The sequence below is a fragment of the Acinetobacter sp. CY81 genome (assembly GCF_059515925.1).
The window spans coordinates 18149-34422 of record NZ_JCAKNC010000005.1; the positions used below are offsets into that span (position 1 = coordinate 18149).

The following is a 16274-nucleotide window of genomic DNA, read 5'->3' on the forward strand; positions in this document are numbered from 1 at the left end:
TGAGAGTCATGATACAAAAAGGCGCTGAAATGCCTAAAAAGTCTGCAGTTTCGCTACAGCACAAGCTGGTCAAAACCTCTGTTTTGAGCTCTGTGCTTGCAGGTCTGATCGCATTGACTTTGTTATTTGCATTGACGGTCTATCAAACCATGAACATTCAAGATGAAATCATGAACGAAATTTCAGATATGTTGTTGGTTTCGGACTTAAGTAGCCGTTCTGGATCTGACGTGGATGAGCTGAGTGAACAATTTGAAATACAATATCAACTGTATTATCAGCAACGATTATTAACCCAATCTGAGGATTTTGATTCACGATGGGATCAGTCTTATCCAATATTTTTACAACATGAACATTTTGGTTTGGCTTGGATTGATGGTGCATTGGTTCGTGTTTATACGCTGACTAAAGACGATCAAACCTTAAAAATGTTTCAACCGCTTCAAGTTCGGTTTCATGCGGTTTTGGAAAGTATTCTCAGTTTTGCGGTTATTCTTTTGATTTTGTGGTTGCTGCAATGGTTGATTTTGCATTTTTCAGTAAAAAAACAATTTAAATCGATTCATCGTTTATCACGAGATATTTCAGAAAAAACAGCCCAAGATTTGACACCTATTGTGCAAGAACGGCCTGAATTTAAAGAGCTTCAACCGATTATTAATCAGTTGAATCAGATGCTTATGCGTTTAGAGCAATCATTATTAGCAGAGCAACGCTTCACTTCAGATGCTTCACATGAATTGCGTTCACCACTGTCTGCGATCCAAATGCGTTTACAACTACTGAAGCGTAAGTATCAAAATGAAACTATTTCGACTGATTTGGAACAGATTCAGGTGGATGTAAGCCGGGGGACGAATGTACTCGAAAATTTACTACTACTTGCACGTTTAGATCCGAGTCAAAAGGAGACATTGCCTAGAGCAAATGTTGATCTCAAAAATGTGATTGGTGATGTATTAAAAGCTTTAGAGCCTTTTTCAAATGCAAAAAATATTCGTGTAAATTTGAATGTTTCTTCCATCGTGATCCAAGCTAATCCCGAGCTGATATTCAGTTGTATACGTAATATTATTGATAATGCGATTCGCTATACCACTGAAAATGGTGTGATCTATATTATAGTAGAGCAGCATCACGAGCATGCAAGAATTTCGGTACAGAACAGTGGTGAACATGTCTCGGATGAAACGATAGCACGGATGGGAGAGCGATTTTATCGTGAGTTAGGTACTAAAACACAAGGTTCAGGTTTAGGACTTTCAATCTGTCAAAAAATTATTGAGCTTCACCACGGTAAAATTGAATTTTTAAATCCATCACAAGGTGGTTTAGAGGTTATTGTCTATTTACCCAAAAATGCATGAATGAATTAAATATATAATTGTAAATTTAAGCTTTCGCTATTTTAAATTTTCAGTATAAAAATCATATTTTTATAGAAATGGAAAGTTTAATTTTTCACTAAAAAAGCAGTATGCGCTGATTCATACTGCTTATTTCCACGATTATTCTTATAGGTCTTATTCTAATTGTTATTTGGTTAGAATGAGTCGATTATTACGGGTCAAACGCAGTCGATATTCTTCGCCTGCATGCATGATTCTAATTTCACGACCCAGTGAAAATAGGTTGTTGGAATGTAGCATTGGCAATGCTTGGTGAGATTCAGTATTACGTGTAAATAGGCTAAATGGTGCGTTCATTCCGTCGACTCCGTGGTATATTGGGGAACGATTTAAATGATAATCATTATCGAATAGGCCTGTCAATGATAATTATTATTATTTATAAAAAAACTAAAATTGCTTACAATTCATTAAATATTTTAAGTGTGTGATGATGAATAAACCTATTGTCCAAGTTGCGATTGGGATCCTTTTGCACCAATCCAAAGTATTGGTTGGCTGGCGGGAAGCCAAACAACATCAGGGAAACAAACATGAATTTCCAGGGGGGAAAGTTGAATCAGGTGAAACGCCTGAACAAGCGTGTACTCGTGAAGTGTTTGAAGAAGTTGGAATTGGCATTCAAAATTGGCATTGTTTCGATCTGATCAAACACGAATATGATGACATTCATGTTCATTTACATTTATTCCATGCAACTGTTGACGCTGAACAACTTCAACAAATTCAAAAACCATGGACGTGGTATGAGCGCTCTCAGCTGAAGCAGTTGATTTTCCCAAAAGCCAACGATGCAATTATTGCGAGATTGGATTGTTTGCATTTAATTAAGGTAAGTAACCAACTTTCAGATCTACATGTGCTTTCATCTGATTCATTGATGTATCTTCGACCGAGTGATGAAGCTTCAGCAGATCTTATTTTAGAAATCGAGAATCTCTCAGCTGAAAAATTAAATCATTTAATTTTGAATATTGATTTATGGAAAAAATTATCTCCAACTATTCAAAAGCAAATTTCAGCCGTACATTTTAAACAAGATCAATTGATGCATTTAAGTCATTCAGATCGTATTGTTGGCTTACGATCAATTGCAGCCTGCCATGACCTGTTGAGTTTAGATCGAGCACAACAGTTAGGCTTTGATGCAGTCATTTTGAGTCCTATACTTCACACTGCAACCCACCCAGATGCAAAGCCTTTAGGGTGGGAGCAATTCGAAATACTAGCGAAGGATGTTAATATTCCTGTATTTGCATTAGGTGGTTTAAAACCTGATGCCCTTAAAATGGCACAGCAACATGGTGCATTTGGCGTGGCAGGGGTCAGCCAGTTCTAGCTTTGAAATGAGTAAGATCATTAAAGCTTAAAAATAAAACCTTATAAAATTGAATCATTAATAAATTAATAATTGGGTCAATAGTCTTATAAGTTGAGCAATAGTGCGAGCAGAATAAACTTAATATGATTTAAGTTTGTTCTGCGCTTCTTGAATCAGTTCAGCTTTCTTTTGTAATTGTCCTGACTTTAAGATCACCATCCACAGTTGTCGTTTCATCGCATCTGTCTGTGCATAACTTAAACCACGACGTGCAAGTGATTCTGCATTCTTTGCCTGATTTTTATGATTAGCAATCATCGCTAGATACATAAATGCTTCAGGACTTTGTGGTGCAAGGCGCTGTGCATTTAAAGCATTTTTTTCAGCTTCATTCCATTTGGCTTGTTTAAAAGCATTGTGGGTATTTTTAATCAATTGTTGATAAGCGGGTAGATTACGACCATCGTTAAAACGTTGCTTAGACTGCTGTGTAGGAATAACAATTTTTTCACGTTGAATTTCAGGGCGGTCATAAGGGGTGATTTTGATACCATCTGGGGTTGTTTGACCTTTTGGTTGTTCTTGATTTTTTTCAGGTATTTTAGTGGGTGATTTAGAGCTAGGCGGCGTCATTTGGCAACCTGCCATAAATATAACGGCTAATGTAATGGCACTCAATTGACGTAGCATAATGGGATACTCTTTCACTAAAACTCATGTTCAAAATTAGGGATAAAACTAATACTAAAAAATAAATATTAAAAAACTACTTATTACCTATATCTAAAGCAAAATATCTATCAGGCATTTGCTGGACGAATACGTTCTACATTGCTTTATTAGAACATCGACTAGAAAACGTGAATTTAACTAATCACCATTTAACTCATCATCTCAGTAGATATGCATAAAATAAAACGCCTCAACCATAATTGAAATCATCGTTGAGGCGCAAATTTTTCACTAAATTTTACATTTAGGCTAAGCAATCTCTACTTAAGCCAAAATCACATTATTGCTGAAAACTCCCACTGGAAATCACACGTCCATTCGACTCGGAGAGTTCTTGTTCCATGTTGTTTTCACTTTCGCGGATGTAGTTTTCAAGGCTATCTTCTGTTGCAGGCTCTGAACTTGCCGTACCATCTGGAATATATGTTCGTTCGACTTGATAGTGAGGTAGGCCACATGCTGTTGCACGTTTCGGCACAGTGTGTTGCAACATTGGAATATACAACGCACCTTCACAACCTTGTGCTGATAGCTCACCTGTAGCTGTATCGACCCAATGCCATTGAACATCATCTGTTTGTCTTAAGTTGACAGGTTTCTGACGTAATTGCTTCATGACATTGGTCCAAACAGGAAGCGCACCTGAAGAACCGGTTAACCCAGTTACTTTATTGTCATCTAAACCCAGCCATACCACAGCCAAATGATTACCTGAATATCCTGCAAACCACGAGTCACGTGTATCGTTGGTTGTACCTGATTTACCAGCAAGGTTTAAGTTGGTTGGTAAGCTGTTATAAGCTGACTTACCTGTACCTGATGACATCACACGTTGTAAGCCATAATTCAATAAGTAGGCTGACGATGGGTCAATAGCTTGTTGAACATTTAAATTATAACGATCGAGTACACGACCAGTTGAATCCACGACAGTACGAATTGATTTGGTTGGATAACTAAAACCACCTGTGGCGAAGTTGCCATAAATACTCATGACTTCCATCGGTGACATATTCACAGCACCTAGGAAGATAGATGGATAACTTGGTACTTTAGATTTCACACCTAATTTAATCAATTGATTGCTAAAGGTGGATAAACCGAATTCTTGACCTAATCGTACAGCAGATAAGTTATATGAATTTGCTAAAGCTTGAACCATTGGAACGTAGCCATTTCCACTTCCGCTATAGTTTTTAGGTGTCCAAGATTTATTACCTTCGATCGCAATGCTAATTGGATTATCTTCAACACTACTCGCCCAGGTATAACGACCAGACTCTAAAGCACTCAGATAAATCACAGGTTTAAGTAAAGAACCAACTTGGCGCTTTGCATCGACTGTACGGTTAAAGCCAGTAAATGAACCTGTAGAACCCACTGCTGCGATTAACTCACCATTTTCAGGACGTGAAACCAATACCGCACCTTGTAGTTCTTTTAAACGTGCTGGGTTGGTTTGACTTAGACGGTCGACTGACTGAGCAAAAGTCGTTTGAACCTTGGTTTGTGCAATGGGATCTAAGGTTGTGAATATTTTCAAACCTTGATTGGTCAAATCACCTTCTTGATATTCAGTTTTCAACTGACGACGGACAATGTCCATAAAATCAGGGAAGCGAGAAGGACCTACATTTGGCTTATCAATCACATTCAAAGCTTTGGCAGATTCAATTTCATATTTTTCTTGCGTTAAATAGCCCATGACTACCATATTTTTCAATACGATATTACGGCGTTTAATCGCAGCCTCAGGATTTTTCCATGGGTTATAAAGCGTAGGACCTTGTACTAGGCCCACCAAGAAGGCTTGTTGGGCAATACTCAGTTCACGTAAGGGCAAGCCAAAATATAATTGCGATGCCAAACCATAACCATTAATCGAATAGTTACCATTTTGACCTAAATTCACTTCGTTCAAATACGCTTCTAAAATTTCATCTTTACTGTAATGAAAGTCAAGCAATAGAGCCATCATGGCTTCATTGACCTTACGCTTCAAAGTCCGTTCAGGAGTCAGATAGAAATTTTTAACCAATTGCTGAGTAAGTGTTGACCCCCCTTGACGACGGCCACCAGTTATATTGCTGACTAGAGCACGTGCTGTACCACGAATAGAAATACCATGATGATGATAAAAATTTCGATCCTCAGTGGCAATCAAGGCTTCGATTAAAGGTTTGGGCACTTTATTTAATTTAATCAGCACACGATCTTCATTATGCTGAGGGTAAATACCACCAATCAGCATCGGTTCTAAACGTGCAATTCCGGTGGTAGAAGGCTTGGTCGCTTTAATTTCAGCAACTTGATCACCGCTAAATGACACTTGCAAAATTTGTTCAGGGTCAACACTGTCACCAAAATCAAAACCACGTGTATGCACATAAATAGTATTGCCTTGAACCAGATATTGTCCAGACTTGGCATAGTTATCTGAATTTTTATAACCAAGTAAGCCGAGTTCTTTTTGAAAGTCAGCCTGTTCAACAGGCGCATTTGCATAGATTTCCAAAGGACGTGCAAATACTTTTGCTGGAATATCCCAACGATTACCCTCAAATTTATCGCGAATAATGTTATCAAGGCGAATGAGATAAATACTAAAAATAACAAATGCTGCAATGATTAACAGAGAGAAAATTAAAGCAATAAAGCCAATTCCACGTTCAGATTTCATAAATTAAAAAAATAACCCGAATATTTTCACCAATCATGCGAATGTTTTCATTTTTTTGCAATAATCAAACTGTGAATTTAGTGAAATAAGTTGTTTAATTAATCATCGGTTTAAGCTGGGTTTTGGTCTTAAATCGTCAATTTACCAGTCATTTATTGAAAACAGTACATTTGAAACTTCGTTGAAATATGTAAGTCGCACAATGATAGTGTTATTATACTTTTAATCATTTCGGAGCTTTTGCATACGTGCATCTTTTAGCCAAGACATTTCGTAATATTGGACTCATTGGTCGCCCAGATAAGTTATCTGTGGTGGATACTTTATGTTTGATTCATGATCATCTAATCAGTTTGGGTTTACATCCAGTTTTTGATTCTGAAACGGCTAAGCTTGTTCCCTATGAAAACTCTCAGACGGTCAGTCGCGCTTTATTAGGTGAAGTCGTTGATTTAGTCATTGTAGTCGGTGGTGATGGATCATTACTGCATGCTGCTCGTGCTTTGGTGAAGTTCAATACGCCAGTACTTGGTGTAAACCGTGGTCGTTTAGGATTTTTAACTGACATTAAACCGACTGAAGTACTGTTTAAATTGGATCAGGTACTTAAAGGTGAGTTCCAGTTAGACCGACGCTTTCTCCTAGAAATGGAAGTGCGTAAAAACAACGAAATTATTTATGATGCAATTGCCTTAAATGACGTGGTTTTACATTCGGGTAAATCAGTACATATGATTGATTTCGATCTAAATATTGATGGTCAATTTGTGTATCGACAGCATAGTGATGGCTTGATTGTATCAACCCCAACAGGTTCTACAGCTTATGCATTATCTGGCGGTGGACCAATTTTACATCCGAGTATGGATGCAATTGCACTTGTTCCAATGCATCCACATACTTTGTCTTCACGACCGATTGTGGTGGGTGGGCAAAGCGAAATAAAAATCCAAATTCGTGAAAACCGTGTGTTACCGATGGTGAGTGCCGATGGTCAGCACAGTGTTTCATTGAATGTTGGGGATAGTTTACATATCCGTAAGCATCCGTTTAAACTGGCGTTATTACATCCGCCAGGGTATGACTTCTATATGGCTTGTCGTACCAAATTAGGATGGAATCAAGATTTTGAATCATTTCAGCAACAGGATTGACCATGAATATTGAACAAATGCTCGCTGTATTGGATGCTGATATCGTTGCGCGTTTAAGAACCGCTGTAGAAATTGGAAAATGGCCCAATGGTGTTGTTTTAACGAAAGAGCAACGTCAAACGTCTATGCAAGCTGTGATTGCTTGGGAAGCTCAAAACCTTCCTGAAAATGAACGTTCTGGTTATATCGATAAAGGTCATAAAGAAGAAGGTGATGAGTGCGACTCTCATGTTCCTGAGCCTGAGTTCCAGCCAATCAAGTTTGTTTAATTTTTCAAGTTAACACACGAATCGTAAAAAAAAGACACCATAAGGTGTCTTTTTTATTTGGGGGATTATTAGGTTGCTGACTATTAAATTTGGGAGTTATTGAAAGAAGCCTATTTATTTCGGTTTTGCCAAAGTTGTTTTGCTTTCAGCATTGCTTCTTCGTAGTTCTGTGCTTCGCCCATCGTATATAAAGCAATGCCTATTGTTTCGGTCACTGCAAGTTCACCGTAGTCATGATTTTGTTGACCTAACCAAATTTGTTTAAAACTTTCCAAATCGAGTTCTTCTTCAGTTGGACTACGATCAGGGGTGAGTTTAGGCAATTCATGTTCATAGAGTTCGCCATTTTTAATGCCACAAATTAACGTCTTGGCATCGGGGTTACGCTCAAACTCACCACCTTCACCTTTAATCACCGCACTATTTTTATAACCCAATTGAAAAGCTGCTTGTTGATGTGAACTACGATAAGCAGGATGGAAAATTGACTGTAAAGTTGCTTTTGCATCAAATGGGTTAATTAAGCGAGCAAGTGTATGAATAGGTGAGCGCAGACCCATAACATTTCGCAATGAAATTAAATCACTGAGTATGGGTGCAAATGCATCTAAAGGAATATAAGCAAAATGACGCTGTTGGAGTTGAATTTCAACTGAATCATCGGTGCGACAAACTGGATAATCTAAATATTCCAAAACTTGTTCTGTATAGACACGATTCAAAGTATGACCCGCTGCACCATGCATCACGATTCGATAGCCATTCTGAGCCAAAGTGAGTGCTGCAAGTAAATACCACGGATAGTGTTTACGCTTACCTGCATAAGATGACCAATCTAGATCCACGTCAATTTTCTTGAGTTTCAGTTGATCTTTAGTCGCTTGAACAAAACCTGTCAACTCATCTACAGACTCTTCTTTGACGCGTAACAGCATCAGAAATGCGCCAAGTTGTACATCCATGACTTCATCTTTCAAAATCATACTAAAGGCTTGGTAGGCTTCATCATACGTAAGTGAACGAGCACCATTTTTACCTTTGCCCACGATACGTACAAATTGGGCAAAAGGATGTTCAAAGTCCTTATAGAGATTTCTTTTGGTATTCATAAAGCTGGAATGTTCAATCAAAGATAGATCAAGACATTAGCATGAATAGCGCTGCGAATTAAATATCTGTTCAGGATTAAACTGAGCTTTTAAGAGTGTCTATCAGTTTATTTGCCATAGCGTATTTTGTGACTATTTTGTCGGAAGAAATTGTACCTTTGGGTTCATGACTTTTATGAAAAAAATGATTAGGATTCAATTGGAAATAATCAAAAACACAAATTACCACTAAGCAGTGTAACAACCAAGAAATGCAATAACTAGGAAAAGGAATACAACAATGTTGGCATATGATGCAGATCTAGAACTCTTTCGCGATAACTTTAAACGCTTTATGAATGAACATATTGCTCCACACTATGAACAATGGGAGCGTGAAGGTCTAATGCCACGTTCAGTGTGGACATTGTTGGGTGAGAATGGATTTTTGTGTGTCGATGTCCCAGAACAATACGGTGGATATGGCGTTCCGACTGAATATTCTTTAATGCTCGTTGAAGAGTCTGCACGTGCAGGTTTTAGCGCACTTTCTACAGGGATCTCTTGCCATTCAGAAATTGCTGCACCTTATATTTTAAATATTGCCAATGAAGAACAAAAACAATATTGGTTGCCGAAAATGGTGGCAGGCGAAGTGGTGGGTGCGATTGGTATGACCGAGCCTGGCGCAGGTTCAGACTTACAAGCGATGCGTACTAATGCGATTTTAAATGGTGATCATTATGTATTAAATGGTTCTAAAACCTTTATTTCAAATGGTCAGCATGCTGATTTAGTGGTTTTGGCAGTAAAGACTGACCCACAAGCGCGTGCCAAAGGTGTTTCATTGATGTTGGTTGATACGCATCTGGAAGGTTTTAAGAAAGGTACAAATCTCGATAAAATCGGTTTACATTCACAAGACACATCAGAGTTGTTTTTTGACAATGTGAAAGTACCTGCCAATCAGTTACTTGGTCAAGCAGGGCAAGGCTTTGCTTATTTAATGCAAGAATTGCCACGTGAACGTACCGCGATTGCAGCAACTGCTTTGGGTGCGATTCGTGGTTCGATTGATGTGACGGTGCAATACGTTCAAGAGCGACAAGCGTTTGGTCAAAAAATTGGTCAATTCCAAAATTCACGTTTTGTATTGGCACAAGCCAAGATTGATGAGCTTGCGACGGCTGCTTTCTATAATCAAAACTTAAATCTTTATAAAGCAGGTAAGCTGGATGTTGAAACTGCAGCAGCATTAAAAAGCTTTAGTACGGATATGCAGATGAAAATTGCTGACAATCTCTTACAGCTATTTGGTGGCTACGGCTATATGAGCGAATATCCAATTTCACGTTTCTTTGTCGATGCGCGTATTCAACGGATCTATGGTGGAACCAATGAAATTATGAAAGAGATTGTTGCACGGGGCATGTTAGGACGTTAATAGTTTTGAGCTTATTCAACTTATTTTCCGATGATTCATCGTTATTCTGTTTGAGTAAGCTTAAATTGATTCTCCGTTATGATTTTAGGATTTTCTGATATGAGCTTAACCGCTTGGATCGTCCAATTTGCGCTACAGTCGTTGTTTTATAAATGGATTCTTTCATGGGGTGGAGCACAATGGTTAGAGGGAATTAAATCTGCTTTAACTTTAGGATGGATGACTTGGGATTGGAATGCTGAACAAATCCGTTTTTACATTTTGATCATTTGGATTTTTTCATCCGTATGGTTTGTTGTTGGATTACTTAATCCATCGCTACGGTTTTAAGCCGTATGTGTAGATCATCAATAATGAAATTGACTTAATATTTTTCAGTCCATCTAGGAAAGTAATTTATAAGTCCTATGAATAAAATTGATGAATAAATCAACTGTATATTTTTAAATCTGAATGTGAGAAAGACTTGTTGCTTAACATTTGAAAGCTAACTATTGTTATACTGTTCACATACGTTTTTTGCAGGGCGACATAACAATGGTCAACGATGATCAAAATGCAGTAGATTCTTTAGATTTAGCTCAGATTCGTGATGGAATTGATTCAGTAGATCAACAAATTCAAGAACTTATTAATCGTCGTGCGAGACTTGCTGAGGCTGTTGCTAAAGCTAAGTTTGCTTCTGAAGAAAATCCACTGTTTTATCGCCCTGAACGTGAAGCTCAAGTTTTGCGTAATGTTATGGAACGAAACCAAGGTCCATTGTCAGATACAACGATGGCACGTTTGTTCCGTGAAATTATGTCTGCGTGTTTGGCACTTGAAGCACCTCAGAGTATTGCGTTTTTAGGACCTGTTGGAACTTATACGCACTCAGCGGTATTGAAGCATTTTGGTCAAGATGCGGTGATTCATCCGCTACCAACCATTGATGAAGTGTTCCGTGAAGTTGAAGCAGGCGGCGCGCATTATGGTTTAGTTCCGGTTGAGAACTCGTCTGAAGGTGTTGTGAACCATACATTGGATTGCTTTAAAGCATCGCATTTGAATGTGATTGGTGAAGTTGAATTACGTATTCATCATCAATTCCTAATTTCTGAAAATACGCGTAAAGACAGTATTAAACAAATTTATGCACATCAGCAAACTTTAGCGCAATGTCGTAGTTGGCTAGATGCGCATTATCCAGGTGTTGAACGTGTTGCTTTAAGTTCAAATGCTGAAGCGGCTCGCCGTATTCGTAATGAATGGCATTCAGCTGCAATTGCTTCTGAAACGGCTGCACAGTTATACAACCTTGAAACTTTGCATACCAATATTGAAGATAACCCAGAAAACACGACGCGTTTCTTGGTGATCGGTCGTGAGAAAGTACCTCAATCAGGTAATGATAAAACATCACTCTTGGTTTCTGCACATGACCGTGCAGGTGCACTATTGGAAATTCTTGCGCCATTTGCAAAACATAATATCAGCTTAACCAGTATTGAAACTCGTCCAGCACTTCCAGAAAAATGGGCATATGTGTTCTTTATTGACCTCGAAGGTCATATTGAACAAGATAATGTTAAAGCTGCGATTGAAGAAATTCGTCCATTGGTAAAAGAAGTTCGCGTATTGGGTTCTTACCCAGTTGCAGTGCTATAAGGTACGATGCTTTAACATGTCTCAACCGTTATTTAAAAAAGTTGCATTTATTGGTCTAGGTTTGATTGGTTCAAGCCTAGCTCGAGTGATTCAAGCAGGTCAGCTCGCTGAAACAGTCGTAGCGTCTACTCGATCACAAAAAACCCTAGATGATGCATTGGCTTTAGGTCTCATCAGTGCAGGCTTCAATAACCCTATTGATGCTGTTCAAGATGCGGATTTAATCGTGTTGGCACTTCCAGTCCGCGCAACACAAAAGATTCTTGAAACCATTAAACCGTATTTATCTGCCAATGCGATTATTACCGATGTGGGTAGTACCAAAGGTAATGTGGTTGAAGCGGCAAAAGCTGTTTTTGGTGATCAGATTCCCGTTGGATTTGTGCCTGGTCATCCGATTGCAGGTGCGGAACATACTGGTGTGCATGCCGGTAAAGTGGACTTGTTTGTCAATCATAAAGTGATCTTGACGCCGATTCCAAGTAGTGCGGATTGGGCTGTGCAAAAACTCATTCAACTTTGGCAAGCCGCTAAAGCTGAAGTGATTTGTATGGATGTTGAGAAACACGATGAGGTTCTTGCGCATACCAGTCATTTACCACATCTGATGGCATTTAATTTAGTAGGTCAGTTGGCTAATCGTCAGGATAACTTGGATATCTTTCGCTATGCGGCGGGTGGGTTTCGAGATTTTTCCCGTATTGCTGCCAGTGATCCACAAATGTGGCACGATATATTCTTTGCCAATAAGAAAGCAATTTTAAATGCTGTAGATGGCTTTGAAGCCCAATTACAAACTTTGAAAAAGCTAATTCAAGATGAAGATTCTCATGCATTGATGGGAATGCTCGGAAATGCGCAAGCTGCGCGACAGCATTTTAATCATATGCTTGCTAAGAAACCCTTAATGGAGAAAAACAAAGTGACACAACAATTTACCATTCAGCCCGGTGTTAAATCTTTCCAAGGTAAGTTTACCGTGCCAGGTGACAAATCTGTGTCACATCGTTCAATCATGTTTGGTGCGATTGCAGAAGGCACGACGCATGTCACTGGTTTCTTGGAAGGTGAAGATGCGTTGGCAACACTTCAGGCTTTTCGTGCGATGGGCGTGAACATCGAAGGTCCTAAGAATGGTGAAGTCACTATTCATGGTGTCGGTATGAATGGTTTGAAAGCACCAGTGGGCGAACTCTATATGGGTAACTCTGGGACTTCAATGCGATTGCTGTCAGGCATGTTGGCTGCACAAAAATTTGATTCAGTCATGACAGGTGATGCATCACTGACCAAACGCCCAATGGAGCGTATTGCAAAGCCTTTACGTGACATGGGTGCCCAAATCCAAACAACTGGTGAACGTGGTACACCACCAGTTTCGATTACAGGTAATCAAGCTTTAAAAGGTATTCATTACGACCTTCCTATGGCTTCTGCACAAGTAAAATCAGGGATTTTGCTCGCAGGACTGTGGGCTGACGGTGAGACAGTCGTCACTGAACCAGAACCGACACGTGATCATTCAGAACGTATGCTTCGTGCATTTGGTTATGATGTGAAAACTGAAGGCAATCGTATTTCACTTCAAGGTGGTGGCAAACTGATTGGTACCGAGATTCAAGTCCCTTCGGATATTTCTTCTGCTGCGTTCTTTATGGTCGGTGCAGCGATTACAGAAGGCTCAGACGTCACTCTTGAAGCGGTCGGCATTAATCCAACACGCACAGGTGTGATTGAAATTTTGAAGCAAATGGGTGCGGATATTTTAGTTGAAAACGAACGCATTGCAGGTGGCGAACCGATTGCTGATATTCGTATCAAAGGTACACGTACATTAAAAGGCATTCATATGCCTGAAGATCAAGTGCCGTTGGCGATTGATGAATTCCCATCATTGTTTATTGCTGCTGCATGTGCCGAAGGTCAAACGATTTTGACGGGTGCGGCTGAACTTCGTGTTAAAGAGTCTGATCGTATTCAAGTGATGGCTGATGGTTTGAAAACCATGGGCATCGACTGCACGCCAACTGAAGATGGCATCATTATCGAGGGTAAAGGTCAATCTGGTGAGTGGGGTGCAATCTTCACAGGTGGTGAGATTGAATCTCATCATGATCACCGTATTGCAATGAGCTTCTCGATGGCGGGTTTACGTAGTTCGGGTGAAATCAAAATTGTGGGAACAGAGACGGTAGCGACGAGTTTCCCGACATTTACTGAATTGACGCAACAAGCTGGACTTTCTATTCAAGTGTCTGAATTGGACTAACACAGCTACAATCATAATTTAAAACAGCCAAGCTAAATGCTTGGCTTTTTCAAATGACTATTTTTAATACATCTTTATATAAAGGCTAAGTTTTAGTTTGAATTAAATCCTAAAGTAAAATTAATTTAGGATTAGGTATTAAAATTAATACTGAATCGAGATTAATTTTAACGCTAAGGGTCTAATTACTATAATTTACAAGTGTATTTTAAAATTATAATTTTTATGAAAATAAATTGAATCAATGAGAATGTTGAATGGCATCAAAAATTTCAGTGATTTTGGCCCTTATATTTTGGCTTTTATCATTTTTTTTACCAGTCTATGATGAACATATTGGGATCACTTTAATTATTCATGCGCTGGTGATGCATATTTTTATAATTCCAATTTTTTGTGCTTTCCCTGTATGGGCTAATTTAACGTTCATAAAGACGCTTATATATTATATTAATTCAAAAAATAAAAATGAAAGTGAAGAAAAACTTAAAGAATACTCTTTGTTAACATTAACCTTAATGTTTTTTGGTATTTTAATAATTTTTTTAATTCAGAAAAAAATTGAAGTAAAAATAGGTGGAATAGTTTGGTTTTTTTCATCCTTACTTTTAGTAAATGGTGTTTTTTTAAGGAAAATAAAAGACTTTCATGCATTTATGGTGCTGCTGGTGTTGTTGGGTTTTCTTGGTTATATCTTTTTTATTATTTATGAGCATTCTATAACACAATATAAATATAATGATAAATTATATAAGATACATGATTTAAAAGTGTCCATCTTTAATAAATCTGAGAGTAACTTAGAAATTCCTGCGATAACTTTGGTAAAACAAAATAAAGAAAAATGGAATAAAGAAGGATTTTTTATTACTCAGAGTAAAGATGAAAGAGACTTGTTTTTTAAAAGAGGAGATATTATTGAATTAGATTTTAATGAAAACACCTCAAATATTTACCAAAATATTGAAAATCCAGTTTGTAAATTAGGAACTAATCAGCAATTTTCACTGATTGTCCCACCTAGATATTTAGAAAATGGTTATATATGGAAAAAATACATTAATTTTGCAATAGGAGTTCCATCTTCTCTGAATAGTGATTATTTATATCGTGCTAGTAATATAGATGATAGACATACAAAAATTGAAATTATTAGAAAATTAGATGGGGAGAAACTGTATGAACAGTATTTAGTCACATATGGGAAAAACTATACATGCTTTTATGGGCCAATAGGTTATCAGCAAGAGTTATATTCAGCATTCATATTACCATATGAAAATGATGATGAAATATTTCAGCATTCATTTAGGATAAAAGGGAAGTTTAATAAAAAAGAAATTTTAGAAAATAGTTGTATTGGGAAGAAGGAGGAGCAGTTTAGCTTTGATTTCGAAGGTAAAAAGATTAAGTTTTACAATGATAAGATTGCTCAGATTAAAATGCTATGCTCAGATAGTTATGTTGCTGTTTTATATTTAGAATACTCATCCTATCAGAAATTGGATAATCATGTGAAATTATATGTATTAGATAGAATGAATTTAGAGCCGATTGAATGCGGTTCATTGCTTTTTCCTTTTGAAAAGGATTACATTGAAAAAATTTACTTGCAAGGTATTACCTATAAAAGTGTAAGTATTTTAGATAAAAATAATTCTTCTGATTGTCCATCTATTAAAATCGTTTTTAGTGACTTACTCGAATCTACTAAACATAATTATTTAGCAAACTATCATTGATTTTTAATCAGTCGTTTTAATCTAGCTAGATAAATTAAATATTTTTGATATTGCTTGGCGGTTTTGCATTTATTGCTTATGCTAAAACCATACAATAAAAATGCCTTTGGGTGAAGTAATGAGAAAACTACAATTTATTGCAGATTGTGCAAAGCATGGCGATTCACAAGGTGATTCATGCCAATTAACTCAAGGCTATGTGAAAAATTTATTGACCAAGGAATTGGTGAGTTATGGTTTTGATGTTTCTTCTCAACAAGATCAACAACAATTGGCAGTTCAAGTCGAAGATCATCCAGTTGGACTTGGCGTCAATTGTGATGTTAAAAATGAAAATGGATTGTTGGTCTGTGAAATCAGTGCACATGCTGATGAAGCACAAGACTGGTTTACTAATATAGAGACACAAAGCGTGATCAAGCAATTAGCCCAAGCGGTTGAAAACACGTTGAAAGAAGATCAAAGTTTTAGTGATTTTCATTGGAAGTGATTCAAATTTAAAACACAAGTTTGGAA

Annotated in this window: 14 protein-coding genes; 10 read left to right on the plus strand and 4 right to left on the minus strand. The window is 37.7% G+C overall.

Translation table 11 applies throughout. The features are described 5' to 3' along the window. Window positions 1-8: 8 nt before the first annotated feature. Window positions 9-1370, plus strand: a complete 1362-nt coding sequence (locus AC5YDM_RS07755; protein WP_496151548.1) for a sensor histidine kinase — start codon at window positions 9-11, stop codon at window positions 1368-1370. A 168-nt stretch (window positions 1371-1538) separates the two neighbouring features. Here AC5YDM_RS07755 and hemP read toward each other — a convergent pair whose 3' ends face one another. After that, the gene (hemP, locus tag AC5YDM_RS07760) at window positions 1539-1709 is read right to left on the minus strand and encodes a hemin uptake protein HemP (protein WP_496126818.1); all 171 of its coding nucleotides are present in this window, start codon (window positions 1707-1709) and stop codon (window positions 1539-1541) included. Window positions 1710-1845: 136 nt separating this feature from the next. Here hemP and AC5YDM_RS07765 point away from each other — a divergent pair, with 136 nt between their 5' ends. Next, window positions 1846-2751, plus strand: a complete 906-nt coding sequence (locus tag AC5YDM_RS07765) for an NUDIX domain-containing protein (RefSeq protein ID WP_496151549.1) — start codon at window positions 1846-1848, stop codon at window positions 2749-2751. 120 nt (window positions 2752-2871) lie between these two features. Here the strand turns inward: AC5YDM_RS07765 and AC5YDM_RS07770 are convergent, their stop codons facing one another. Together AC5YDM_RS07770 and mrcB are read right to left on the minus strand one after the other, a co-directional pair. Beyond that, complete coding sequence (locus tag AC5YDM_RS07770; RefSeq protein ID WP_496151550.1) at window positions 2872-3423, minus strand: tetratricopeptide repeat protein; 552 nt, start codon at window positions 3421-3423, stop codon at window positions 2872-2874. A gap of 322 nt (window positions 3424-3745) precedes the next feature. Beyond that, entirely contained in the window at window positions 3746-6145 is a 2400-nt protein-coding gene (mrcB, locus tag AC5YDM_RS07775) for a penicillin-binding protein 1B (RefSeq protein ID WP_496151551.1), read from the minus strand. A 248-nt stretch (window positions 6146-6393) separates the two neighbouring features. On the opposite strand from mrcB, the gene AC5YDM_RS07780 reads away from it, so the two are divergent. Together AC5YDM_RS07780 and AC5YDM_RS07785 are read left to right on the plus strand one after the other, a co-directional pair. Further along, the gene (locus AC5YDM_RS07780; RefSeq protein ID WP_496151552.1) at window positions 6394-7299 is read left to right on the plus strand and encodes an NAD(+) kinase; all 906 of its coding nucleotides are present in this window, start codon (window positions 6394-6396) and stop codon (window positions 7297-7299) included. A 2-nt stretch (window positions 7300-7301) separates the two neighbouring features. Then, window positions 7302-7568 carry a YeaC family protein gene (locus AC5YDM_RS07785; RefSeq protein ID WP_496126823.1) on the plus strand — a complete coding sequence of 89 codons (267 nt, stop codon included), beginning with the start codon at window positions 7302-7304 and terminating at the stop codon, window positions 7566-7568. A 110-nt stretch (window positions 7569-7678) separates the two neighbouring features. On the opposite strand, the gene AC5YDM_RS07790 is transcribed toward AC5YDM_RS07785, so the two are convergent. Then, window positions 7679-8677 carry a glycosyl transferase family protein gene (locus tag AC5YDM_RS07790; protein WP_496151553.1) on the minus strand — a complete coding sequence of 333 codons (999 nt, stop codon included), beginning with the start codon at window positions 8675-8677 and terminating at the stop codon, window positions 7679-7681. 280 nt (window positions 8678-8957) lie between these two features. Between AC5YDM_RS07790 and AC5YDM_RS07795 the strand changes: the two genes are divergently transcribed. The 6 genes from AC5YDM_RS07795 to AC5YDM_RS07820 all read left to right on the plus strand — a co-directional run bounded on the left by AC5YDM_RS07795 (window position 8958) and on the right by AC5YDM_RS07820 (window position 16248). Next, complete coding sequence (locus AC5YDM_RS07795) at window positions 8958-10100, plus strand: acyl-CoA dehydrogenase family protein (RefSeq protein ID WP_496151554.1); 1143 nt, start codon at window positions 8958-8960, stop codon at window positions 10098-10100. 99 nt (window positions 10101-10199) lie between these two features. Beyond that, on the plus strand, window positions 10200-10430 hold the full coding sequence (locus AC5YDM_RS07800) for a hypothetical protein (RefSeq protein WP_496151555.1): 231 nt from the start codon (window positions 10200-10202) through the stop codon (window positions 10428-10430). A gap of 207 nt (window positions 10431-10637) precedes the next feature. Beyond that, window positions 10638-11747: a prephenate dehydratase gene (gene pheA, locus AC5YDM_RS07805; protein WP_496151556.1), complete on the plus strand. Its 1110-nt coding sequence runs from the start codon at window positions 10638-10640 to the stop codon at window positions 11745-11747. Window positions 11748-11763: 16 nt separating this feature from the next. Continuing rightward, a complete protein-coding gene (locus AC5YDM_RS07810) occupies window positions 11764-14016 on the plus strand; it encodes a bifunctional prephenate dehydrogenase/3-phosphoshikimate 1-carboxyvinyltransferase (protein ID WP_496151557.1) in 2253 nt (750 codons plus the stop codon). Window positions 14017-14273: 257 nt separating this feature from the next. Next, window positions 14274-15758, plus strand: a complete 1485-nt coding sequence (locus AC5YDM_RS07815; RefSeq protein ID WP_496151558.1) for a hypothetical protein — start codon at window positions 14274-14276, stop codon at window positions 15756-15758. A gap of 118 nt (window positions 15759-15876) precedes the next feature. Beyond that, window positions 15877-16248, plus strand: coding sequence for a hypothetical protein (locus AC5YDM_RS07820; RefSeq protein WP_496151559.1), 372 nt, complete (start codon window positions 15877-15879; stop codon window positions 16246-16248). The last annotated feature ends 26 nt before the right edge of the window (window positions 16249-16274 follow it).